Source organism: Photobacterium marinum (genome assembly GCF_000331515.1).
In the GTDB taxonomy this organism is placed as follows: Bacteria; Pseudomonadota; Gammaproteobacteria; order Enterobacterales; family Vibrionaceae; genus Photobacterium; species Photobacterium marinum.
In genome coordinates this window covers 1-24,319 of sequence record NZ_AMZO01000036.1, presented here as the reverse complement: position 1 = coordinate 24,319, position 24,319 = coordinate 1, and the positions used below count along the sequence as shown (strand labels likewise).

General features: G+C 45.4%; 23 protein-coding genes and 1 pseudogene. 6 read left to right on the top strand and 18 right to left on the bottom strand.

The window, feature by feature from the left end; translation table 11 throughout:
• Window positions 1-42 precede the first annotated feature (42 nt).
• From hcp to nhaC, 5 genes are all read right to left on the bottom strand, one after another.
• Window positions 43-1,392 carry a hydroxylamine reductase gene (gene hcp / locus C942_RS20775; RefSeq protein WP_007469967.1) on the bottom strand — a complete coding sequence of 450 codons (1,350 nt, stop codon included), beginning with the start codon at window positions 1,390-1,392 and terminating at the stop codon, window positions 43-45.
• A 566-nt stretch (window positions 1,393-1,958) separates the two neighbouring features.
• Window positions 1,959-3,095, bottom strand: a complete 1,137-nt coding sequence (locus C942_RS20770; RefSeq protein WP_007469965.1) for a M20 family metallopeptidase — start codon at window positions 3,093-3,095, stop codon at window positions 1,959-1,961.
• A gap of 98 nt (window positions 3,096-3,193) precedes the next feature.
• Entirely contained in the window at window positions 3,194-3,655 is a 462-nt protein-coding gene (locus tag C942_RS20765) for a YjiG family protein (RefSeq protein WP_007469963.1), read from the bottom strand.
• Window positions 3,655-4,386, bottom strand: a complete 732-nt coding sequence (locus tag C942_RS20760; protein ID WP_007469961.1) for a nucleoside recognition domain-containing protein — start codon at window positions 4,384-4,386, stop codon at window positions 3,655-3,657. Before C942_RS20760 ends, C942_RS20765 begins: the two co-directional genes overlap by 1 nt.
• A 555-nt stretch (window positions 4,387-4,941) precedes the next feature.
• Window positions 4,942-6,378, bottom strand: a complete 1,437-nt coding sequence (nhaC, locus tag C942_RS20750) for a Na+/H+ antiporter NhaC (protein ID WP_007469959.1) — start codon at window positions 6,376-6,378, stop codon at window positions 4,942-4,944.
• 796 nt (window positions 6,379-7,174) lie between these two features.
• On the opposite strand from nhaC, the gene asd reads away from it, so the two are divergent.
• A complete protein-coding gene (asd, locus tag C942_RS20745; protein WP_007469957.1) occupies window positions 7,175-8,293 on the top strand; it encodes an aspartate-semialdehyde dehydrogenase in 1,119 nt (372 codons plus the stop codon).
• 87 nt (window positions 8,294-8,380) lie between these two features.
• Here the strand turns inward: asd and sodB are convergent, their stop codons facing one another.
• Window positions 8,381-8,965, bottom strand: a complete 585-nt coding sequence (sodB, locus tag C942_RS20740) for a superoxide dismutase [Fe] (RefSeq protein ID WP_007469955.1) — start codon at window positions 8,963-8,965, stop codon at window positions 8,381-8,383.
• A 325-nt stretch (window positions 8,966-9,290) separates the two neighbouring features.
• Here sodB and C942_RS20735 point away from each other — a divergent pair, with 325 nt between their 5' ends.
• A complete protein-coding gene (locus tag C942_RS20735) occupies window positions 9,291-9,632 on the top strand; it encodes a Grx4 family monothiol glutaredoxin (RefSeq protein ID WP_007469953.1) in 342 nt (113 codons plus the stop codon).
• A gap of 121 nt (window positions 9,633-9,753) precedes the next feature.
• On the opposite strand, the gene C942_RS20730 is transcribed toward C942_RS20735, so the two are convergent.
• Entirely contained in the window at window positions 9,754-11,076 is a 1,323-nt protein-coding gene (locus tag C942_RS20730) for a Na+/H+ antiporter family protein (protein WP_036801357.1), read from the bottom strand.
• A gap of 368 nt (window positions 11,077-11,444) precedes the next feature.
• On the opposite strand from C942_RS20730, the gene C942_RS20725 reads away from it, so the two are divergent.
• A complete protein-coding gene (locus C942_RS20725) occupies window positions 11,445-12,050 on the top strand; it encodes a peroxiredoxin C (RefSeq protein WP_007469947.1) in 606 nt (201 codons plus the stop codon).
• Between the two features lie 68 nt (window positions 12,051-12,118).
• On the opposite strand, the gene C942_RS20720 is transcribed toward C942_RS20725, so the two are convergent.
• The 3 genes from C942_RS20720 to rnt all read right to left on the bottom strand — a co-directional run bounded on the left by C942_RS20720 (window position 12,119) and on the right by rnt (window position 16,928).
• Complete coding sequence (locus tag C942_RS20720; RefSeq protein ID WP_007469945.1) at window positions 12,119-14,557, bottom strand: lipase; 2,439 nt, start codon at window positions 14,555-14,557, stop codon at window positions 12,119-12,121.
• Between the two features lie 55 nt (window positions 14,558-14,612).
• Entirely contained in the window at window positions 14,613-15,842 is a 1,230-nt protein-coding gene (locus tag C942_RS20715) for an outer membrane protein transport protein (RefSeq protein ID WP_007469943.1), read from the bottom strand.
• A 420-nt stretch (window positions 15,843-16,262) separates the two neighbouring features.
• On the bottom strand, window positions 16,263-16,928 hold the full coding sequence (rnt, locus tag C942_RS20710) for a ribonuclease T (protein ID WP_007469940.1): 666 nt from the start codon (window positions 16,926-16,928) through the stop codon (window positions 16,263-16,265).
• 266 nt (window positions 16,929-17,194) lie between these two features.
• Between rnt and motY the strand changes: the two genes are divergently transcribed.
• Window positions 17,195-18,040, top strand: a complete 846-nt coding sequence (gene motY, locus C942_RS20705) for a flagellar protein MotY (RefSeq protein ID WP_232428205.1) — start codon at window positions 17,195-17,197, stop codon at window positions 18,038-18,040.
• 135 nt (window positions 18,041-18,175) lie between these two features.
• Entirely contained in the window at window positions 18,176-18,472 is a 297-nt protein-coding gene (locus tag C942_RS20700; protein WP_007469936.1) for a hypothetical protein, read from the top strand.
• Window positions 18,473-18,543: 71 nt separating this feature from the next.
• Here the strand turns inward: C942_RS20700 and C942_RS20695 are convergent, their stop codons facing one another.
• Together C942_RS20695 and C942_RS20690 are read right to left on the bottom strand one after the other, a co-directional pair.
• Window positions 18,544-18,987, bottom strand: coding sequence for a DUF2753 family protein (locus C942_RS20695; RefSeq protein ID WP_007469933.1), 444 nt, complete (start codon window positions 18,985-18,987; stop codon window positions 18,544-18,546).
• Between the two features lie 36 nt (window positions 18,988-19,023).
• A complete protein-coding gene (locus C942_RS20690; protein WP_007469932.1) occupies window positions 19,024-19,635 on the bottom strand; it encodes a superoxide dismutase in 612 nt (203 codons plus the stop codon).
• A gap of 167 nt (window positions 19,636-19,802) precedes the next feature.
• Between C942_RS20690 and C942_RS20685 the strand changes: the two genes are divergently transcribed.
• On the top strand, window positions 19,803-20,135 hold the full coding sequence (locus C942_RS20685; RefSeq protein ID WP_157372669.1) for a hypothetical protein: 333 nt from the start codon (window positions 19,803-19,805) through the stop codon (window positions 20,133-20,135).
• A gap of 76 nt (window positions 20,136-20,211) precedes the next feature.
• On the opposite strand, the gene gloA is transcribed toward C942_RS20685, so the two are convergent.
• The 6 genes and pseudogenes from gloA to C942_RS20655 all read right to left on the bottom strand — a co-directional run.
• Window positions 20,212-20,604, bottom strand: coding sequence for a lactoylglutathione lyase (gloA, locus tag C942_RS20680; RefSeq protein ID WP_007469929.1), 393 nt, complete (start codon window positions 20,602-20,604; stop codon window positions 20,212-20,214).
• A gap of 142 nt (window positions 20,605-20,746) precedes the next feature.
• Entirely contained in the window at window positions 20,747-21,388 is a 642-nt protein-coding gene (gene nth, locus C942_RS20675) for an endonuclease III (RefSeq protein ID WP_007469926.1), read from the bottom strand.
• Window positions 21,389-21,515: 127 nt separating this feature from the next.
• Entirely contained in the window at window positions 21,516-22,208 is a 693-nt protein-coding gene (locus C942_RS20670) for an electron transport complex subunit E (RefSeq protein ID WP_007469924.1), read from the bottom strand.
• A complete protein-coding gene (gene rsxG, locus C942_RS20665; protein ID WP_007469922.1) occupies window positions 22,205-22,840 on the bottom strand; it encodes an electron transport complex subunit RsxG in 636 nt (211 codons plus the stop codon). The genes C942_RS20670 and rsxG overlap by 4 nt, the downstream gene beginning before the upstream one ends.
• Window positions 22,841-22,851: 11 nt before the next feature.
• Complete coding sequence (gene rsxD, locus C942_RS20660; RefSeq protein ID WP_007469920.1) at window positions 22,852-23,898, bottom strand: electron transport complex subunit RsxD; 1,047 nt, start codon at window positions 23,896-23,898, stop codon at window positions 22,852-22,854.
• A gap of 2 nt (window positions 23,899-23,900) precedes the next feature.
• A pseudogene (locus C942_RS20655) lies at window positions 23,901-24,319 on the bottom strand (electron transport complex subunit RsxC); the annotation flags it as partial.

Here is a 24,319-nt window from a genome sequence, read left to right as displayed (position 1 = left end):
GGTAGGGTAAAGCCGGCCCGTGAGATTAATCAGGAAGGCGAATTACGCTTCCACTACCTCAATTTGTGGCTGAGGGTTCAGCATCTTCGCCAGATCTTCCTGAGCGTTGCTTGTCAGTTGCAGGTTGAACTGTGCTTGCAGGAATTCAAAAATGGCTTCGTTAACGAACTCTGGCGGGTTAGGGCCCAGGTAAATGTTCTGAATACCCAGGTTGAATAGTGCCAGCAGGATCAGAACGGCTTTTTGTTCCATCCATGACAGCACAATGTTTACTGGCAGTTCGTTAACCGGTACGCCCATCGCATCGCTAAGAGCTAGGGCAATCATTACTGCACCGTAGCTGTCGTTACACTGACCCAAATCCAGATAACGCGGGATTTCAGTCCCTGGAACTGTACCGAAGTCGTGATCGTTGAAACGGAATTTGCCACAGGATGACGTCAGGATAATGCAGTCATCCGGAATCGACAGGGCCAGGTCGCGGAAGTAATCGTTCGGTTTGCCTGGCTTGTCACAACCAGCTACAACAAAGAATTGTTTGATCTTACCTTCGTTTACGGCTTCCAGAATTTGTGGTGCCAGGCCTAGAATAGTTTTGTAGTTATGGCCTGTCATCAGCGTATCTTCGCTGTCGAAGCCTTCAATATCCGGCAGACTCAATGTGTGTTCGATGATTGGCGCGAAATCGCCTTCCAGGGTGCGGCAGTTATCGATACCGACGATGCCATAGCTGTATAGGCGGTCGGCGTAGTCTGCTCGGCCTGTCGGAGGTACGATACAGTTAGTGGTTACGATGATTGTGCCATTCCACTGTTGGAACAGTTTCTTTTGGTCAAACCAGGCTTTACCAATGTTGCCTTTCAGGTGGCTGTATTTACGCAGCTCCGGGTAACCGTGAGCCGGTAGCATTTCTGAATGAGTGTAGATGTTAATGCCTTTGCCTTCGGTGGCTATCAGCAGGCGTTCCAACAGATCCAGATCATGGCCGGTTACCAGGATGCCTTTACCTTCGGCTTTGTTCTGCGGTACGCAAACAGGAGTAGGGATCCCTAAGCGACCGTGGTGAGCTTCACCTAAACGAGACATGATTTCGCTGCCGGCACCGCCGACTTTCATCAACTGAGCGATATGTTGTTCAAAGCTGAAGTTTACGTTTGTCAGTGTGAAGTAAAGGGTTTCAGCAATAACATCATCTACTGACTTGGTATCAGCACCCAGATCATCGGCGTGGGTACGGTAGGCTGAAAGGCCTTTCAGGCCGAAGATCATAATATCCTGCAGGCGGGACAGAGTTTCGTCTTTACCACAGGTACCTTGGGTTTTTCCGGTGCTGCCGCAGCCGCCGGATTGGGCCATAGAGCACTGGTGGCAAAACATTGCTAGGTTCGACATTATGCTTTCCTTAAAGGTGTATTTATATTGCATCTTTAAGGTGGCGAGAATATCGGGTGTACGGCTGCCAGGTCTTTGATCCAGATCATCTTTCCAAATCATAAGGTGTATTTTAAATAAAACTTTAGGTTTTGCACCGGAAATCGCACTTCTGTAAGGCTTTGTCAGGATCTTGTAAAAGTGGTTGAGCTTGCCGGAAAAGGTATATTATTTTATTGAGGGGGATATCAATAGCCCTTTCTAAGGGGGACTCTTGGTCAGAATAAAGCATGATGTTTGGCTTTATTCTTAGTTCACTTAGGGATAAGTAATGAATACTGGTGTATTCGTAATATGTAACATCGAGGTGGTTGATGAAAGCGTGTAAAATGGACCAGAAGCTTCGCAGAGCTACAGTCGAAGAATCCCAAAGACACCTGTGTACTGTGCGGGAAAAGTTTATGAGGCGCTACCACAGTAGTAAACATGATAATTCGAAACAAACACCAGAGCGAAATGCTCCGGCTAACTTCTATTGATTTTATACAAAGGGCGCTAACTGGCGCCCTTTGTCGTTATAGCACTGTTTAACCGGCTAATTTAGTTAGTACTTTTTGCAGTAGCAGAATTCGTGGTTCAATCGAATCTAACTCAAGATACTCATCAGCACTGTGGAATCCGGCACCGGCCGGACCAAGGCCATCCAGGGTCGGTATCCCCATGACTGCTGTTAGGTTAGCATCTGAGCCGCCACCGACCTCCTGCCATTTAATGTTGATATCTAACTCTCTGCCTGCTTCTTCGACTAGTGCCATCAAGGCTTGTGTTTTCTCTGAAGGGACCATTGACGGTTTATGCGCTTCGCGATCGATCGTCACCGTCACACCATCCACAAAAGGTGTCTCTGCCATCTGACGGATTTTAGCGTCAGCTTCAGCGTATTCATCATTATCCCAGAAGCGAATATCCACAATGGCTTCGGCTCGCTCAGGAACAATGTTTGCCCCGGCACCGCCATTAACTACACCTACATTCAGGGTTGTACCGGACTCGAAATTGGTCAGGCTATTGATGCCCAGAATCCAGTTTGCCATTTCGGTGATCGCACTGCGGCCGTTTTGCGGGTCATTTCCGGCATGAGCGGCTTTACCTGAGAACGTCAGGCGGTAGCGGGCCATACCTTTACGGGCTTTTACCAAAGAGCCGTCAGCACGAGCCGCTTCCGCAACGAGAACATTTTTAGCGTTGGCAGCAACTGTCTTCAGCCAGTCTTCTGAATAGAGGGAGCCGATTTCTTCATCCGGGTTCATGCAAATGCAAACAGAAAGCTTATCCAGGATCTCTTTATCCATTCCTCGAAGGGCATAAACGATATTGAGCAAACCGGACTTCATGTCTGAAACGCCAGGACCATAGGCTCGCTTGTCGTCAAAGGTCATCGGGCGTGCCGCGGCAGTACCGATCGGGAATACGGTATCCATATGGCCAATCAGCATCACATCAATTTCTTTACGATCCGGTTTATTGCGGATTTCAAGGCCGGTTCCGGCAACACCACAGTTGACCCGCTTTACATACCATCCCATATCCAGATATTTCTGTGCCATCTGGTTTACGATAGTTTCGATACCGTCCTTGGTTAAGGTTCCGCAGTCTACATCGATGAGCGGGCGTAATTCTTTCAGGTATTCCTGAAGTGAAAAGTCTTGTAGTGAGTGATTCATAGTAACTCCTGAGAGAGCCCCCCGGATTTTCCGGGTGAATTGCTACAGAGATAAGAGGGGAGGCTCTCCTTTCTCCCCTCTGTATTAAACCGGAGTAGTTAAACGAGAATGTTCATGACGAACATGGCGGCGAAGGCATTCAGCACAGAAATGGCGATCATTACCGGGATGTAGCGACCTTCAGTACCGATAGGTCCCATAACACGCCCTATGTACTGAACCTGTGAGCCCATCAGGTAAATAGCCGGAGCCAGTATCGCGATGTGTTGGCCGTTCAGTATTCCCTGATCGAATAGCGTGATAACAACACCAACAGCACCACCCATCGACATCCAGGCTCCAATCAGGACCGCTGCCGCTTCACCCGGCAGGCCGAAAATCGCCATAACCGGGGAAAACAGGCTGCCCATGGCATCCAATGCACCTGTGATTTGCAGCGCTTTGATGATCACAAAAGCCATCACAACGTTTGGAAGTGTGGAAGTGGTGGCGATTGTCCAGCCTTTCTTAGCACCTTCGACGAAGATGTCGGTCACCATAGGTTTCTTTGTAGTGGTCATTATGCTGTTTCCTTCTTCATTTCAGGTTGCTGCTTGGTTTTCTCTTCTTTGCCTTCTGTAATGTTCAGGTAGAGGCGGAACAGATTGGCACCGACGAACTTGAAGATGAACATGATGGCAACAGCTAAACCGATAGATGATGTGACGGCTGGTGTACCATCCATATTGGTAAGGGTGAACAGCACGGCCCCGGATGAGAAGAAGTTAACTATGGCTGCCCCGGCAGAGAATTGGAACATGGTAAAGACATCTGTCTCTCGTTTAGTCAGGTGGCCTTCGTCTTTCAGCTGGCGGGTCATCGCAGCACCGGCATCGGTACTTTGTAGGGATGCGATAAGTGCCAGTCCAGAGTTGCCCGGAATCCCCATCAATGGGCGAAGCAGAGGTGTCAGCAGTTTTCGGGTTGCATCCAATGTACCGTAATGTTCCAGTACATTGATCATGCCCAGAGCAAACATAACTGTAGGGATCAGTGTCAGGGCGAACAGGAAGCCATCTCGGGCACCGCTGCCACCTTTACCTCTTAGCGTGGTAGTTGCAGTTTGAATGCCGTCAGTTGTTTCATTGACGGAATAAACGACCTGACCAAAAGAGCCGTTTAGTGTGGTGAAGTCGAAAACACCATACCACTGGTTTGATTGAAGTAGGCCTGAGAAAAAAACGACGGCAAAGGCGAGGGCAATATAACTGCCAATCGTTACTTTGCGGCCTTGCTCCGCTGGATTGCTCATAGTGTAACCTCGTTGGAATCTAAAAATCGCTGCTGCGAAAACTGACAGGCTTTATATTCAACAGTGCGATATGTGTGCCTGCGCTTAATGGTTGAAGCGAGGCTATTTTCGTCAATTGCAACGTGAAGTAATTGATTGGGGTCAATCTGTGCCACTGAAGTGCAAGGCTTGTGGAGTGTAATTATTTATTTGTGATCAAGATCGATACTTTTGAGGGGTTGCGACTCTTGCGGCTTTAAGAGTGTGTAAATGAAGTTATTTATATTTATTTTCCTTATTTATTATTGAGTTAAACAATTGCTATGTTGGTATATATATTGCCATTATGGCTATGGAATATCACTTACAATGGTGCTTTTGTTGTGTCCATGAAAATATCGCGCTCATTAATAAATATTTACAAAATAATGAGAAGAGAGAAGAGAGAAGAGAGAAGAGAGAAGAGAGAAGAGAGAAGAGAGAAGCGAAGCGAAATCAGTCGGGTTGATCAAAGCTGTCCATATAAACAAAAAGAGCGCCCTGAGGCGCCCTTTGTCGTTAATAGAGACTAAGTAATTAAGCCGTTTGCTGCTCAGCAACATTTTCTTCGTTTTCTTCAGAAACTACAGTTGTTGGTTCACAGCGGTCAACGAACCAGCCCATGTAAGAAGACACGATGGTTACGATGATACATACGAAGCTTAACCACATGAAAGGTGCGTAAGAGAACGTCGCCACACCCAGGATACTTGCCATGTAGATACCGTTATCACTCCAAGGCACCATACCTGAAGTCAGCGTACCACCGAATTCTGCGTTACGAGACAGGTTCTTACGCTGGAAGCCAAGACGGTCATAGTTCTTCGCACAGATTTTCGGAGTCAGGATCAGTGATACATACATCGCTGAACCGAATACGTTACCCAGGAAGGCTGTTGCGATAGTCGATACAGACAGGCTACCAGCAGAGTTAACGCGTTTTTCGAACAGTTTAGCAATTGTCTGTAGTACACCTACTTTATCCAGCAGACCACCGAAACCAAGACCGAATACGATCACGGCTACAGAGCCCAGCATAGATGACATACCACCACGGTTCAGGATTGCGTCGATGAAATCAACACCAGAGCTGATTGAGAACGGAGCCCATGCTGTGTTGAATGCTGCCAGTGGGTCCATGTCCTGAACCATTACAGCCCATGCGATACCCAGTAGTGAACCCAGTGAGATTACAGGGAATGAAGGAAGACGCATTGCCAGCAGAGCCAGAACGATAATCACAGGAACAAAAGACAGCGGTGAAATCACAAACTGTTGATCCATTGCAGCGATTACGCTCTCAACCTGAGACATGTCCACGTTACCAGAGTAGTGGAAGCCAACTGCTGTGAACAGAATACCTGTAATGATGTAGCTGATCAGCGCGATTGGTAGCATGCCTTTGATGTGCTCAACGATTTCTACGTTAGACATAGAAGAAGCCAGGATTACTGAATCAGACAGCGGAGACATCTTGTCACCGAAGTAACAGCCTGAAAGTACAGCACCGGCAGTCATTGGAGCTGGAATGCCTAGACCCTGACCGATACCCATCATCGCAATACCAGCTGTACCTGCTGCACCCCAAGAGGTACCGGTTGCCAGTGCTGTCAGCGAACAGATAACCATAGTCGCCAGCAGGAAGATAGAAGGGTGGATAGCCTTAAGGCCGTAGTAGATGATAGTCGGAACGATACCACCGGCAATCCAGGTACCAACCAAAGCACCTACTGCCAGCAGAATCAGTACAGCACCAAGACCGTTTGAAATACCGGTAGTTGCTGCTTTTTCAAGAGATTTGTAGTCGTGACCTAGTTTGACACCCAGAGCCATGATAACGAACCAGCCAATATATAGTGCTAGCTGGATTGGTAGATCTAGTTTTGCGGTGAAAGAAAATGCCAGCGCAAGAAAAATACCAAGTGCAAGAAAAACTTGCATTAGTGATGGTAGTCTCACTGTCTGTTTGTCCATGTTTCTAACCTTGTTAGTTCGAGCCTGTAAAAAGTAAAGGTCCTGAATCGAAGTGATTTCGGGACCAATTATTAATTGTTTTTATGACTTAATGTCATTTATTAGGGTACTTGCCTTGTTTCAGCGCTACTCTATCTGAATGAAACAAGCACCGCGATAGATATTGTGTTTTTCTGTGAGCTTACCCAACCAGCACCGCGAACAAGGAAAAAATTTATATTAACTCTTTTATCAGATGTTAAAAATAAGTGTTTTGTTGTGGTTTGGTTGTTTTTTAGCTGTTTTGAATTATCGAGTCCTTTATTAAATATCCCTGTTATCTCAGGCTTAACCTCTACTGAATAGTGGTTTGTGCAGATAAAAAGCCCAAAATAGATAAGGTTAATAGGTTATCAGAGTGTGAGATGATTTTCAAAAATAGTGAATTGATGAGATTTATTATGTTAACGATCAAGAATCATGTATAGGCTGCAAAATAGACGAATATTTAAGCTCTAGATGCGGAAATATTCATTTTTTGGTTGCTTTCTGGCCCGTTAATAGCGTCAATTTTAATCTCATCCGATGTGTTTTATTCGAATGAAATACGTAATTATGTTGTAATTTATTCAGGTTTTCGCTTCTTTTTTCTGCGATTCATGCAAAATATGCTTGTTTTTCCCTGATTAAATCTCTATAGATGAATGAATCAGATGTCAGTGGGCAAAACTATCTGCGCCTGCCGGGGATAAACAGGCCAGATAGCTCTGCCAACTGGCAAATCGTATATGCAATATAATCAGGGAGCATGGAAACAATGATGAAAGTCGGTTTGGTTGGTTGGCGTGGTATGGTGGGTTCGGTGCTGATGCAGCGAATGGTTGAAGAAGGAGACTTCAATGTTATTGACCCTGTCTTTTATTCCACATCTCAGGTCGGTATTCCTGCGCCTAATTTTGGAAAAGATGCTGGTTTGCTTCAGGATGCGTTCGACATTGAAAGTCTGAAGCAGCTTGATGCCGTTATTACTTGTCAGGGTGGTGGTTACACTGAAAAAGTTTATCCTGCATTACGTCAGGCTGGCTGGAAAGGCTATTGGATTGATGCCGCTTCTACATTGCGTATGAGTGATGAAGCCATTATTGCTCTTGACCCGGTAAACCTTGAGCAAATTAAGCAAGGTATTCATTCTGGCACAAACACTTTTGTCGGCGGTAACTGTACTGTCAGCTTGATGCTGATGGCTGTCGGTGGCCTGTATCAGGCTGGTTTGGTTGAATGGATGACTTCGCAGACTTACCAAGCGGCATCTGGTGCCGGCGCTAAGAATATGCGCGAATTAATCAGCCAGATGGGCGTGATTAATGATGCGGTATCCAGCGAGTTGGCAAATCCTGCCACTTCTATTCTTGATATTGACCGTAAAGTAGCAGATGTTATGCGTTCACCTGATTTCCCGGCCAGTGAATTTGGTGTACCGCTTGCTGGCTCATTGATCCCGTGGATTGATGTGAAACGCGAGAATGGCCAAAGTAAAGAAGAATGGAAAGGCTCTGTTGAGACTAACAAGATCCTTGGCCTGGATAACAACCCGATTCCGATTGATGGTACTTGTGTTCGTATTGGCTCAATGCGTTGTCACAGTCAGGCACTGACATTGAAGTTGAAGAAAAATGTGCCGCTTGATGAAATTGAAGAGATCATCGCGTCTCATAATGACTGGGTGAAAGTGATACCGAATGATCGCGATATCACAATGCAGGAACTGAGCCCGACAAAAGTAACCGGTACGCTTTCTATTCCTGTTGGCCGTTTGCGTAAATTGGCTATGGGGGATGATTTCCTGAATGCCTTTACGGTTGGTGACCAGTTGCTATGGGGAGCCGCAGAACCGCTTCGCCGTACTCTACGAATTCTTTTGGCTGAAAAGCAATAAAATTTCCCTTCTATATATTGTCATAAAAAAACGCCTGCGATTGCAGGCGTTTTTTATAGAGCTTCACTGAGCTGAATCTACGAGAGATTAAGCTGCCAGGTTCTTCGCAACGAATTCCCAGTTAACCAGTGCCCAGAATGCGTTCATGTAGTCAGGGCGCACGTTACGGTAATCGATGTAGTATGCGTGCTCCCACAGGTCTACAGTCAGAAGCGGAGTTACGCCTTCTTCTGTTAGAGGAGTACCTGCGTTTGAGGTGTTTACGATGTCCAGAGAGCCGTCAGCTTTCTTAACCAGCCAGGTCCATGAAGAACCAAAGTTGTTAATAGCTGCATCCGTGAACTTCGCTTTGAACTCTTCGAAAGAGCCAAATGCTTTAGCGATAGCGTCTGCTACTTCGCCTGTTGGCTCGCCGCCTGCGTTAGGGCTTAGGCAGTGCCAGTAGAAAGTGTGGTTCCAGATTTGAGCTGCGTTGTTAAAGACACCGCCTTCTGAAGCCTTGATGATTTCTTCCAGAGATTTTTCAGCAAGTTCAGTGCCTTCGATTAGACCGTTTAGCTTAACTACATAAGTGTTGTGGTGCTTACCGTGATGGTACTCAAGAGTTTCCTGAGAGATGTGTGGCTCAAGAGCGTTGATTGCGTACGGTAGAGCTGGTAGTTCAAATGCCATTGCTCGGTTCTCCATTCTGGTTTTCGGGGTCATGCCCCGCGACATTGCTTCCAGTAGACTTCGTGCCTACTTATTTTTTGAAACTGACTGATTTTAGTCTTATTTTGCCGATTCAGCTTTGTGCTGTCCGACAAAATTTACTTTATGAAGGTATTTTAGCAAGTTTTTACTTTATTAAAAGCCCTGTATACTAAAAAATAGAACGTCAGAGTGAATCTGCGGAAAAATTAACCATACAATTAATAGGCATTTTTTTCAGAGGCATGACCAAGTAGAATGATGTCTGTGAAATTCAACTTATAAGTAAGCGTCGTAAGAGGAAGCTATGGAAACTATCGACAAGATCAAAAAGCAGATCGAAGAAAACGCCATTCTGCTTTACATGAAAGGTTCTCCGAAACTGCCAAGCTGCGGTTTTTCATCTCAGGCAGCACAAGCACTGATGGCATGTGGTGAGAAGTTTGCTTATGTCGATATTCTGCAAAATCCGGATATTCGTGCTGAACTTCCTGCCTATGCACAATGGCCGACATTCCCACAGCTATGGGTTGAAGGCGAACTGATTGGTGGCTGTGACATCATCATCGAGATGTTCCAGAAAGGCGAACTACAGCCATTGATTAAAGAAGCGGCAGAGCGCCGTGACGGTGCAGCTGCTGAGGAATAATTCCCAGCCACCACTGTTATAAACAATAAAGCCCCGATTTATCGGGGCTTTTTTTTACATATTTCAATACGAAAAGACCGCCCGTGAAGGCGGCCTTATTGCAGTATCCGAAGAATTCCGATTACAGAATCATTGATGCCAGCCAGCCAAATGCAATCAGTGGCATGTTATAGTGGATAAAGGTTGGTACAACCGTCTCCCATACGTGTTCGTGCTGACCGTCAGCATTCAGTCCTGCTGTCGGACCCAATGTTGAGTCTGAAGCCGGTGAACCCGCATCACCCAGAGCGGCTGCAGTACCTACGATAGCTACCGTTGCCAGTGGAGAGAAGCCAAATGTCAGGCAAAGCGGAACATAAATCGTTGCCAGAATAGGGATGGTTGAGAATGAAGAACCGATACCCATGGTAACCAGCAGGCCTACAACCAGCATAAGAAGTGCAGATAACGGCTTGTTATCACCAATGACTTCTGCCAGAGAACTTACCAGAGTTTCAACACCACCGGTGGCTTTCATTACAGAAGCAAAGCCTGCTGCTGCGATCATGATGAAACCGATCATCGCCATCATGTGTACACCTTTGGTGAACACATCGTGGGTTTCTTTCCACTTGATCACGCCGCCGAAGGTGAAAACCATAAAGCCAATCAGACCACCGATGATCATTGAGCCGCTGTAAAGTTGAGCGCCCAGTGCCGCAATGATTGCGCCTACAGCAATGTAAACATGCTGCATGTTGATTTCTTTGTGCTCTGGTTCGGTAGCCAGAATCTTCTCTTCAGAGTATTCACGTGGTTTACGGTAGCTGATGAAAGTTGCCACAAGCAAACCGAAGAGCATGCCCATCGCAGGCAGAAGCATGGCATATGGAACCTGGCTAGCAGTGACATCAAGGCCGTTCTCATGAAGGTTTTTCAGCAGAATGTTGTTTAGGAAAATACCACCAAAGCCAACAGGCAGAACCATGTAAGGCGTTACCAAGCCGAAGGTCAGTACACAGGCGATCAGACGACGATCCACCTTAAGTTTCGCAAAGACATGCAAAAGAGGCGGGATCACGATTGGAATAAACGCGATATGAACCGGAATTGCGTTCTGAGAAGAGATTGCAAGAAGCACCAAAATGGAAAGAACGGAATATTTAACACCGGTTGCAGCCGCTGCATTTTCATGGCCGCTGATACGCTTAATCACTTTTTGGGCCAGCACGTCGGTAATGCCCGAACGAGAAATGGCAACAGCAAAAGTACCTAGCATTGCATAGCTAAGCGCAGTGGTTGCACCACCACCAAGGCCGCTTTCAAAAGCAGCAACAGTTTCAGTTAAAGGCATCCCGCCTATTAGGCCACCTAAGATGGCACTGAAGGTAAGCGCAACCACGACATTTACCCGCAGAAGAGCGAGTAGCAGCATGACGCATACCGAAATGACTACTGGGTTCATAAAACTAGATCCATCCGTTGTACATACCAAGTTGAATCAATTGATCATTCATTTTAGTCGAATAATTTTTCTCAAGATCAACACGGCATTATTTGCATATGTATTGGGTTTATTATGTTTTTTGGCTATTTGCTCAAAACATCCAGTTTCCTGAAATTTTGCAACATGTCGAGAAAAATTTGATGTCAGGCAGGAATTTTATCGTTATGTGTTCGATCTCTTAGCCGAGTCAGGTGCCAATGCTTATACTTTGTGAGCAATTGATGTTAAGTGTAATCACAAGCAGAACAATATGTTACTGCTACATTTCATCTATATTACCGCGTTGGCTGGTTGCCTTGGCGGTAATCGATAAAAGGAGTTAGTTAATGAGTGTACTTGTTGGCCGTCCGGCTCCGGATTTTACCGCTGCGGCAGTACTTGGAAATGGCGAGATTGTTGAGCAGTTTAACCTGAAGGAGCACATTAAAGGTAAAGCTGCTGTTGTATTTTTCTATCCGCTCGACTTCACTTTTGTTTGTCCGTCTGAGCTAATCGCGTTTGATAAGCGCTTTGCTGATTTCCAGAACAAAGGGGTTGAAGTGATTGGTGTGTCAATTGACTCCCAGTTCAGTCATAACGCATGGCGTAACACTGCGGTTGAAGATGGCGGAATCGGTCCGGTTCAGTATCCATTGATTGCCGACACCAAGCATGAAATCTGTCAGGCTTATGATGTTGAGCACCCTGAAGCCGGTGTGGCATTCCGTGGTTCTTTCTTGATCGATAAAGAAGGTGTTGTTCGCCATCAGGTGGTGAATGATCTGCCGCTAGGTCGTAACATTGATGAAATGCTACGCATGGTTGATGCGCTTCAGTTCCACGAGTCACACGGTGAAGTTTGCCCGGCACAATGGGAAAAAGGTAAAGAAGGGATGGATGCTTCACCAGAAGGTGTGGCGAAATACCTGTCTGAGCATACTGATGATTTGTAATTAAGTTACAGATTTTAGTTAAAATAAAGGCTAGCCGGAGGCTAGCCTTTTTGGTGCAATTACACTGCTTAGTATGGCATTTCGGTGTGTACGTAGTTTGTATCAGCTGTTAGCTCACCTTTACTCAAGAAGTTGATAGAGTTGGTTTGCATATCAGTAATAGCTGGAGCATATGGGGCAAGAGGTCCTGATGGCTCTTTTATAAGAGCAGCATGGAAGCTATTGTCTTGCTTGTAAATCGCAGCATTACGCTTTTCACTATTTGCATTCACAGGGCCTTGAACCACATTAAAATCAATATTGCTATTTTTAATTAATGGCAAAGTACCCGCTACCATTGACTTGACAATGGAATTGGTTATTGGACCATTTGGTATTACCGTATCACCTTCAGCCACTGACAGGTAAATCGGGGTTTGGATTTGATTAATTAAATTAGCCGGATCCACAGTGTCCAATACTGTTTGGGCTGCCATAGCGAATGAGTTGAAGAATAAAACTTCACACATTGAATCAGATAATCCAGTACAACTTTCTGATTTAAATGCACTATATCCTTCTTGTTTTAACGCCGCCTTAATAGTGTTGCCGTAGGCTCCGGAATTAAATAAGAAGTATGCAAGGCCGCCTCCTGGAACATCAAAGTGGGCGCGGCTAACACCAAATAGTGTTGTCTCTTTTTCGATATCAACGTTACCGGTGTTTTGATCAATTATGACTGGCTTATCAATGGTAGCTGTATAACCAATACCAACGATCCCCCCTAAAGAGACACCGACATAACCGACGCCTTTGCTACCGTCATTGGTATCTAGAGATAGCTTACTAAGCTCACCATAAATAGGGTTAATAGCAGCACCATGTAACTTTTTGGCACCGAAAAGAAGCCCCAGCGATGTTCTCAAGCTAACGAGATCAGCAACAGACTGACGAATATTGTCCCTTGCAACCGGTAAAGACTTAAGGTTCATGTAACCCAGCATTTGAGCACTTTCATTGTACGGTTTTTCAGGCCAGCGAGCGCCGTGTAATGGTTGATCAATGGCAATTAATGCCTGACAGGTTGTCGATAAGGTTTCCTGTGCATAGTAATCAGCGCTGTCTTTATTACCGCCAAATCCATGAGTAAAGATACTCACTGGGATATTACTATCATCTGAACACAGGCCAGCTTTTGGCATGTATAGGTTATACGGTACATCAGCGACCGAGCGTAACTGAGGAATTGGACTATATTGAGTAATCAGTCTTTCTTTATCCAGCTGAACGGTATGACCGCTGTCAAGATATAGTTTCTTATTCACCAGTTTTTGAATGACGGACATTAGTACTGACTTGTTTTTAGGGTTAGAAATTAGCGTATTAATCTCTTCACTCGTAATACCAATCTCCGGTCCTGTCAGTTGACCTAAGAGTAGTTGACTGGTTGCATCATTTTTCTTAAGAACATTTAAAATCTTAAGAAGGCTAGGTGTTGCACTACTCCAAGCTGTAGTCATGTATGGTTTTAGGCTTGTATCTTTAGTATCACTTAAGAAGTATGGCAGTTTGACTGTACCTGTGTATTTCGTCACATCTGATGATGCATAACTTGTATCTTTACTTGGTATCGAGAAGGAAAACATTCCTGTTGTTTCAACGCCATTGTTCCAAACAGTATTGGCATTGCCTGGAGTCGGGGGTAATAGGTTTGTTGTTTCTTTTACAGAATTTGCTGAAAGAGCGATTGCTGCTTTTGTTGCGAACAGTGAGTTACCAGCAGAGGCTGTAGGGAACCAGGTTGAGAAGATAATATTATCTTTATTAACGCCAGCCGTCGCTGCGATAGTGTTTTCAGTCAGGTGAACAAGCTCTTGAGGTTTATTTAGCTGCTCAGAAATAGGCTTATTTTTGTCTTTTAAGATGGCATAACTTTGACTCATTCCTACAGAATTGTTATCTGCGTCTTTCAGGTGATTTGTTATTGCAAACATATAGTTCGCTGATGGTTCAAGTGGGCGTAGCAACGAAACAATTAATTTTGTTTCGGATGTTGATACAAAATAATCTTTACCAGGGGTTAATGCTTCCGGTTTTGTACTATCTGACTCTAATAGCGGATTAAATGACTTAATTATCGCGAAGCCGGCATTTGCGGTTTCGGCTTTCAGATCTCTGCCGTCAAAATCAATGATGATTGGCTCAAGAATACCCCAGCCATCGGTTTTACCCATGGCTGTTCTGGGATCACCGATGAAGTTTTCAGAGTATTTATCGTTTTTCTTCCCGTCCTCAAGAATAAAGTTATCCGACGCTAGTGTTCCATCGAAAGTATCAACACCAAAAAAGGATGGGAAATCTACTTTCTTTTCTTCACTGAGTATATCAAAGATGATTTGGGTCTTGGCTTGTAAGCTTTTTTCGATCACTGGATCAATCGATGGGTTACCGCTAAGTTCACTTTCGTTACCACAACCATATAAGCCAACGCTTGATGCAATCAATACGGCTAATAAATTCTTTTTCATAGTTTATTCCTATCATTCAAATCATTATGCAAACCAGGTGGTTTTGCTGAATTAATTAAAATTTGTAATTGATTTGTGCGGCAGCGAGAATTGCACCACCTGAAGATGTGAAAGTACTGTCATCTTCTTGGAAGGTGGTCTCTTTGCCATCCAGATAGGTAAATGCAAAGTCGAATGACATATCAGGGTTGACGTTATAGGTTAAGCCCGCGGAATACCAATAGCGGTCGGTATCAGGAATACTTAGGGTTGAACGACCTGCTTGTTCGTCGAAAGCAAAACCTGCGCGAAGTGTCCAGTCCGGATTAACTGTATACGTTGCACCAACTGAGTACCGGAAGTTATCGTCGTAGTCTTCATCTTTTAGCATACAAAGCCCATTACTACATTGATCGCTGGTTGCTCGTAGCTCTTCAAATTTACTGTATTGGATCCATTGTACGCTGTAATGCATTGCCCATTGTTCATTTACTGCATGGTAGCCGGAGAATTCAGCAATTGCTGGCAATACAACATCAAGTTTACCTGTAACAACATTGTTATTAGCATCGGTAATAAGGCCGGTAGAATCAGTAAAATCACCTTCAAAGTCCAGATCTACCTGTGAACGGTAACTTAGACCAAAACGGTGGTCGTCATTGACTTCATAGAGTGTGCCGATGTTCCAGCCCCAGCCAAAGGTATCCCCTTCCATTTCGATGCTTTTATCGCTTGCTTTGCCGCCAAGTAAGAGAGCCAATTTTGTTCCTTTATGGCGTTCCAGTTTGGCATCGCCATAAACCAGGCTAACACCAGCACCGATACTGAAGTGCTCATTAATGCGATAAGCAACGTTCGGGTTAACATTAAAGGTTATTAGTGATGTCATACCGGCTGCAGTGCCATTGTTAAAGCTGTCAGGATAGTCGGTTGATACGCCATAGCTGGAGAACAGTGCAAGACCCAAGGCAACACTATCGTTGAGTGGATGGATATAGTAACCGGCAGGCACTACAGCTAAAGGAGCAACATCTTTAGCTGTTTGATTAAATGTCTGGTCTTCAACATCAATGCTTGGATCGATGACGGTGAAGGCACCGGAAAGTTCTGCGGTTTTGAAAAGAGTCATTGCCGCCGGGTTACGAGCCAGTACTGATGCGTTATCAGCAACAGCTGCTTCACCTGCGAACGCTCTACCTAAGCCAGACGCGGAATGTTCGTTTACCTGATAGCCAGCGGCATGGGCATTAATGGACATTAATGCTGCCGTTACGGCAACGGCGGTAAGTTTTAATTTCTTAGACATTATTATTTTTGCCTCTTTGATTTGCTTCTTGTTCTTCGTTCCATGAAGGAAAACGACTATTTATAGTTTCATCGTTTCTGGTCATATCGGTTCATTGCGTAGCACCCAGAGCGAGCCATGTTGCTCAGACATTGAGATTTATATCGGTAGGACATAAAACGAATATGCCGATGCCAGCAGTCTTACATCGAATCAAATTGAAACGATATGAAACAGTGCTAAGCAGTATAAGGATTCATATGGGGAATGTTAAGTCGCTGTAACACACTGTTTTCGTGAGAAAACGCCAATTGAATGGTATTTCATTAAATGACGTTTAAAACGGGCGTTTAAATTATAACACGTGTTTAGAAAGAGGATTCTAAAAGCCCGGCTGGACCGGGCTGGTAGCAGGTCTGATGAGTTTGAGGTGTTTAACTTTTAAGACTCTTGGTTTTCTTCTGTTTGAGATTCGAAAACAGGCCAACCACCTAATTTCTTCCATTTGTTAACGATCTCACAAAATAATTCGGCTGTTCGCTCAGTGTCATAGAGTGCGGAGTGAGCTTCTTTATTATCAAATGGAATGCCGGCTGTGCGGCAGGCTTTGGCAAGCACAGTCTGGCCGAACGCCAAGCCACTTAGGGCTGCTGTGTCGAAGGTCGCAAAAGGATGGAAAGGGTTGCGTTTAAGCTTTGCACGTTCAGATGCAGCCATCACAAAGCTGTGGTCGAAGTTTGCATTGTGAGCCACCATGATTGCACGTGAGCAACCAGCAGCCTTTTGTTCTTTGCGGATTTGTTTGTAAATCTCTTTCAGTGCCGTTTCTTCTGCTACTGCACCACGAAGCGGGCTGAATGGGTCTCGGATACCGTTAAATTCCAGCGCTTCTTTATGGATGACTGCCCCTTCGAATGGTGTTACGTGAAAATGAAGGGTTGATGCAGGCTTCAGCCAGCCGTCTTCATCCATTTTTAGTGTGACGGCACAAATTTCCAGCAGAGCATCGGTCTTGGCGTTAAAACCGGCTGTTTCAACATCAATGACGACAGGGAAATAGCCGCGAAAGCGACTTTTTAGCGTGTTTAGTTCGTTATCTTGGCTCATAGCACTGCGGTTGATAAAAATGAGGGGGGCATTATGTCAGATTCATTAAGGGAGCTAAACCTATAATCTTTATCGGGAACCCGACAGGATTGTATTTACGTCGTTGGAGCCAATGTCTCTTCATTAGTATTTGGTTGAATGTATCCATTGTGACCCTAAAGATTTTTTGTCAGGATCCGATACAATAAACAGTTATTTTGGTTGAGCTGGTAAATCAGATTATGGGCAAAAGAACAATATCATTATGCTTGTCGGCATCAGTGCTGATGGCGGCAACGGCAAGTGGCCCGGTGATGGCAAGTAAGCAATACGTAGCTACACCAGCTCAGTCAGACTGGAAAGTGGCGGTAGATACCCCTCTTGAGTGCCGGATGCTGCATAACATTCCGAACTACGGTGAAGCCCAGTTTATTTCTCGTGCTAGTAAGAAAATTAATCTCGATTTTGAATTGAAGATGCGACGTCCGATGGGGGAGACCCGTGATGTCAGCCTGGTATCTATGCCACCTCGCTGGATGCCGGGAGAAGCGGCCGAGCCGATCACCCGAATTACTTTTTTTAAACAGTTTGATGGCTATATTGGCGGCCAGATGGCCTGGACTATGCTTACGGAGCTGGAAAGCGGGCGTTATCCGACACTGGGTTATCAGGACTGGCAGCACAGGGATAAACGTATTGAGGTGGCTTTGTCTGCTGTGTCTTTCCAGGAGCCATATCAGCAGTTCAGCCAGTGCCTTGATAATTTATTACCATACAGTTTTGAAGATATTGCCTTTACAGTTCTGCATTACGATAAGAACAGTGATGAGCTGAATAAACCTTCGCGTCAACGATTGTCACAGATTGCTGATTTCGTTCGTTATAGCGATGATGTTGATTTGGTGCTGGTGGCGACTTATACCGACTCTACTGGTGGTAAAAATGTGAATCAGGCGCTTTCTGAACGCCGAGCCAAAAAATTGGAAGAGTATTTTATGGCAATGGGGCTGCCAAAAGATCGCATTCAGGTCGAAGCATATGGTAAGCGACGTCCTATCGCTGATAATTCAACGCCAATTGGACGCAATAAAAACCGTCGCGTAGTGATTTCTCTGGGTAGAACAATAATCTAACCGGAACGAAACAAGCACTGTGTAAATTTTAAACTGGATGATTAAACTCCTGCGCTTTGCTAATTAGTTTATTGTTCAGTTTGGAATTTATCGGCTACATTGAAAATGAGACTTCAATGGAAGGAGTGCTTCGGAATGAAAAAGCTTCTTGCTGTTATGTTGTTTGCGTTAGGTGCAGTATCTGCGTCAGGTGCTTATGCAGCTCTGGGTAATGGTGATGCACAGAGGGTAACTCGTGCTGAAGCCGCTGCTATGGGGTTGAATAAATCGGCCTATTATTTGGTTTATAACACTGAAGATATGGCACGCCTTGATGATCAAATAATCAAAAATCTAGAAAACCGTTCTGCAGAGTATTATTCGGTAGTGTATTTTGTTCCTCGCAGGAACAAAGATCATTATCAGGCAATGGTTACTGAATACAAAGAATAACTAAATAAATTAAAAGCGAGGTCTATACCTCGCTTTTTTCTTCCTGTTATTTTTCCCCGGAAATATACTTTTTATTGAAGTCTGAATCTGGCGATCAGTTCGCATTGGGTGCTGGTATTCATGTTTGCGACCTGTTGGGCGACAATTGGGTTAGGGTGTCTTTTCAGAAACTCAATTAATGCCGATTTACAGCAGCCAAGAGAATCAACAAAGGCATTGCAAGCTTTGTGCGGGCATTGCGGCAGCATGGTCATGATTTGTTCTGAGGCTAGCTGCAGATATTTCAGCTCATATTCTTTATCTCCGGCTTTTCGCCAGAAAGAGGCGAGGTTATGGCAGGAAATTACCTTGATAGTCAGTAAATCTTCAAGCTCATCTTCAGTACCGTGTACAGGTTCTAACTGTTGAGATTCTGCCAGCGCCAGCTGGTAATGCATCACAGACATCATTGGCAGATTGTCTTTTTCGGCTTTGGTTGCCAGCAGTGTGTGGCGTTCCCAGCATGATACATCCATGATTCGGCTCCTTTGAATTTGTTATGCCTGTAACGGTTATATGTATAAAGAGTCGAGAAAATTTTGTTCTATTTGAGGCCAGTCAACTACGTGCCACCATGCATCAATATACTCCGGACGTTTGTTTTGATAGCTCAGGTAATAGGCGTGTTCCCAAACATCAAGAGCCAGAATCGGTTCGCCGCGATGAGTGGAAATATCCATCAGCGGGTTGTCCTGGTTGCTGGTGGTGACGATTTCCAGCCGGCCTTCACAAACGCAGAGCCAGATGAATCCAGAACCGAAATGATTGGCAGCTGCTTCTGAGAACTCTTCTTTGAAATGTTCGAAACTGCCGAAATGGCAGTTGATTGCTTCGGCCAGCAGGCCGCCGGGTTGACCTCCACCGTTTGGTGACATGCATTGCCAGTAAAGATTGTGGTTGAAAAAGCCGCCACCATGGTTGCGGACTGCGGGGGAGTGTTCAGAAATGGATGCAAATATATCGTGGAAAGACTGGTGTTCCAGTTCAGTGTTGGCAATTGCCGTCATGAATTTATCGAAATAGGTTTTATGGTGTTTGCCATGATGTATTTTCATGGTCTTTGTGTCGATATATGGCTCCAGCGCATCATAGGCGTAAGGGAGCTCCGGGAATGTGAATGACATGATCGTACTCTCTTGGTTTTTTAACTATGTTAGTGATAATTATTCTCATTATCAACCATAAAGTTTGTGCCACTTTTACTCATTCTTATTTTTGGAGCTGAAGGTGTCGTTAAAAGAACTACATTGAGAACGATATATCGACAAAACTAAGCAAAAGGGCTGTGGCAATGAAGAAATTACTCGTACTTCTTATGTTCGGTGTCGGTTCTGTCTTTGCCGATGACACAATAGTTGGAAGTGATGCCTATAAAGTTGAAAGTGAACTGGCAAGCAAAATTAAGGCAAAGCAAATCACTGTTGAAGAAGCTGAGCAGATGGAACTGAATATGGCTGATACTTATGAAGTCACCAGTACTGTCAGCGTTGAAAATCTTGAGCTGCTGATTGGTGAGCAGCTCAAGGAAAGTATCATGCCTTACTACTCAATTGAGTTTAATGACCCGACGAAGGACAACGAATTCAGAGCCACTATCACAGAGTATTTTGGCAAAGTAGAATAGAAATCAGAATAAAGATAGACAGGCAAAGTTTACCGAACTTTGCCTGTTTTGTTTGGAAATCAGTGTCAGTTTGTCATTATTTGCGTTGAATCAGTTCGATTTTATAGCCGTCAGGATCGGTAACGAATGCAATGTGCGTCGTGCCGCCTTTAACTGGACCTGGTTCGCGCGTGATATCACCACCAGCTGTTTTAATAACATCACAGGTGGCATAAATGTCTTCAACGCCGATAGCAATATGGCCGAAGGCATTACCCATATCGTATTCTGTGGTTCCCCAGTTGTAGGTCAGCTCGATGACGGCTCCTTCTGACTCATCACCATAACCGACAAAAGCCAGCGTGTATTTATATGCTTCGTTGTCGTGTTTGCGCAGCAGTTTCATGCCCATGACATCGGTATAGAACTCAATAGAGCGGTCGAGATCGCCCACGCGCAGCATGGTATGAAGAATGCGTCCGTTTGCCATAATTACTCCGGTAATGTGCTGATATTGATATGGGTTAGATTAACGTCTGTCTGTAACAATGAAAAATTATCATTGGTAATATTTTTGATAATCTTATGTGATAAGAAAAAGGCCATTACACAATCGTAATGGCCTTTCGAGATTATTCATCCGGGTAGACTTTATCTTTAAATTCACAGAGGTCTTCAATGATGCAGCTGCCGCAACGTGGCTTTCTGGCTACACAGGTGTAGCGGCCGTGCAGGATGAGCCAGTGGTGAACATCAACTTTGAACTCTTTAGGAACGACTTTCAGCAGCTTCTGCTCAACTTGATCGACATTCTTACCAATAGCGAATTTTGTGCGGTTAGAAACGCGGAAGATATGGGTGTCGACGGCAATAGTCGGCCAGCCAAAAGCGGTGTTCAGCACAACATTTGCTGTTTTGCGTCCTACACCCGGTAGAGCTTCCAGTGCTTCACGGCTTTCCGGTACTTCACCGCCATGTTTCTCTAACAGGATTTTACAAGTCTTAATGACATTCTCGGCTTTGGAATTAAACAACCCGATAGTTTTGATATATTCCTTAACACCGTCAACGCCCAGATCCAGCATAGCCTGAGGCGTGTTAGCAACCGGATAAAGTTTATCTGTTGCCTTGTTGACACTAACGTCTGTTGCCTGAGCTGACAGCAGAACGGCAATCAATAGTTCGAACGGAGTACTCCAGTTAAGTTCCGTCTCTGGATGTGGGTTTTCAGCTCGAAGACGTTCAAGGATCTGAACGCGTTTTTGATTATTCATTATTGCTTCCTGATTGCTTCTTGATCTGAATATTGACTGACTCCGCAGCGTCTCATTGCTCTGGTGTAGGGCCAGAAACAGGGTGAGCGGCCTGTTTTATGTGGTCTGCTGCGGATTTTATTCGTTTTTAGTTCGCTGAAGTTACGCGAGCACGTTCGATAGTCGGCTTTTTATCTGCGACTTTCTGTTCACGTTTCTTATCAATGACGTTTTTCAGGGCGATCATAAAGCCGACGCCGATAAAGGCACCCGGTGGCAGCATTGCTAGCAGGAAGCTGCTGTCAAAGCTGAATACTTCGATACGTAGTGATGCAGCCCATTCGCCTAATAAACGATCAGCGCCGTCAAACAGGGTGCCGTTGCCCAGAACCTCTCGCATTGCTCCCAGCACAACCAGCGCAGAAGTCATACCTAGGCCCATCCATAAACCATCAAGTACCGCAGGAACTGGGTCATTCTTAGAGGCAAAAGACTCAGCACGGCCAATGATGATACAGTTGGTTACAATCAATGGGATAAAGATACCCAAAGACTGGTAAAGGCCATAAGTGAAGGCATTCATCAGCAGCTGAACACAGGTTACCAGCGCTGCAATAATCATTACGAAAACCGGAATACGGACTTCAGATGGTACCCATTTACGAACTAGTGAAACGATAAGGTTTGAGCTGACCAGTACTAGTGTGGTAGCGATGCCCAGACCGAGTGCGTTAGTGACAGTCGCTGAGACTGCAAGCAGGGGACACAGCCCCAGCAGTTGAACGATGGCCGGGTTGTTGTTCCACAGGCCATTTTTCATCAGTTCTTTATTCATACTCATGATTCACCCTGACAGTTCAGAGGTTGGTTAAACAGTTCCTGCTGGTGGCGCTGATAGTAAAGCGACACATTCTTTACTGCACCGACAACAGCACGCGGTGTGATAGTGGCACCGGTAAACTGGTCAAAGTCACCGCCATCTTTGCGAACTGCCCAACGGGAATCTTTTTCACCTTCTAGCTTTTTTCCGGTAAAGCTGTAAATCCAGTCGGTGATGCGGGTATCGATTTTGTCGCCAAGTCCCGGTGTTTCATTGTGGCTGAGTATACGAACGCCAGTTACTACGCCTTCAATATCAAGACCTACAATCAGTTTAATGGCTCCGTTGTAACCGTCCGGTGCAATGGCTTCAATAGCAACGCCTGAGACTTGGCCTTCTTTTTTCGCTAGATAAGCAGGCATGGCTTCCGGTGTACCTAGAAACTGTTCACTGGCTACCAGAGTACAGCTTTTATAAAGCTCGTTGTCATGGCTTTCTGCCGGAATAACTTGGTTTAGCACCTTAAGCAGTTCTTTTTGCTGCTGCTCCTGGATTCGGCCTTCTGTTAGTAAGTGGGTAACTGATACCAGAGATGTCGACAGCAGAGCAAATACAGCCAGCACACCGCCGTTTTTCTTCATTGCATTTAGCATGCTAGCTCCTGTTAGTGACCGTAAGTTCGTGGACGAGTGTAGTAATCAATCAGTGGCACACACATGTTTGCCAGCAGAACACCGAAGGCGACACCGTCAGGGAAGCCGCCCCAGGTGCGGATCAGGTAAACCAGCAAACCAATCAGAGCGCCGAAGATCAGGCGTCCTTTTACCGTTGTTGAAGCCGAAACCGGATCAGTAGCAATAAAGAATGCACCCAGCATGGTTGCGCCTGAGAACAGATGGATCAGTGGAGAAGCTGTCGCATCCGGGTGAATCATAAAGGCCACAGTGCTGATTACGAACAGGGAACCAAGCATGCCTGCCGGGATGTGCCACTGGATAATGCGCATTTTCAGCATAACCAGACCACCAAGCAGGAAGCCGATGTTCACCCATTCCCAACCGATGCCGGCAATAACACTGAATACCGGGTTTGCAAGGATCTCAGTTGTTGTATGACCAGTGGTCAGAGACGTTTTCAATGTATCCAGCGGGGTTGCCATGGTGACACCGTCAAAGGAGGTTTTCAGCTGGTGTACGCTGTAACCATCCTGAGTAAAACCGGTGAAAACGGCATACAGGCTGTCAATCAGCGAAACCGGTGAAGCTGCCAGTGATGATGGTGGCAGCCAGGTTGTCATCTGAACCGGGAAGGAAATCAGTAGAACAACGTAGGCGACCATTGCTGGATTGAACAGGTTTTGGCCTAAGCCACCGTAAAGGTGTTTTGCAATTACGATGGCGAAGACGACGCCAATAACCGTAATCCACCATGGCGCCAGCGGCGGAATAGCAATCCCAAGTAATACACCGGTCAGCAGAGCACTGTTATCACGCAGGTACGGTAATACCGGGCGTTTACGCAGTTTCATGACTGCAGCTTCGGAGATAAGAGCAGTGGAAGATGCCAGCAGGATCTGAATGAGTACACCCCAGCCAAAGAAATACCACTGAGCGGCAACACCAAGTGCCGTACAGAGGATCACAGTGCGCATGATATCGCTGGTGCTGCGACGGCTGTGAGTGTGGGGTGAACTGGCAATATTAAAAGCCACGATTAATTTTCCTCGTTATTCTGTTGTGCTTCTTTTGCAGCTTGTTGAGCTGCTTTGCGTGCTTTAGCGCGAGCAATAGCTGCGGCGACGGCTGCCTTTTTCGGATCGACTTCATCAATAGTGTCGACAACTGTATCCGTTGAGCTTTCAGCTTTTTCCGACTGATTTTTAAGTGACTCTTTCGCCGCTTTTCTGGCTTTAGCTCGCGCAACGGCAGCAGCGACCGCCGCTTTTTTCGGGTCAACTTCTTCAATCGTCTCAGCAATAGATTCAGCAGTGATGTCAGCTGTCTCAGGTTGCTTCTGTATCGCTTCTTTGGCTGCTTTGCGCGCTTTGGCACGGGCAATTGCTGCGGCAACAGCGGCTTTTTTTGGATCTTCTGTTTTAGCTTCAGTTGGCTCAGTGGCTTCTGCAGTCGCAG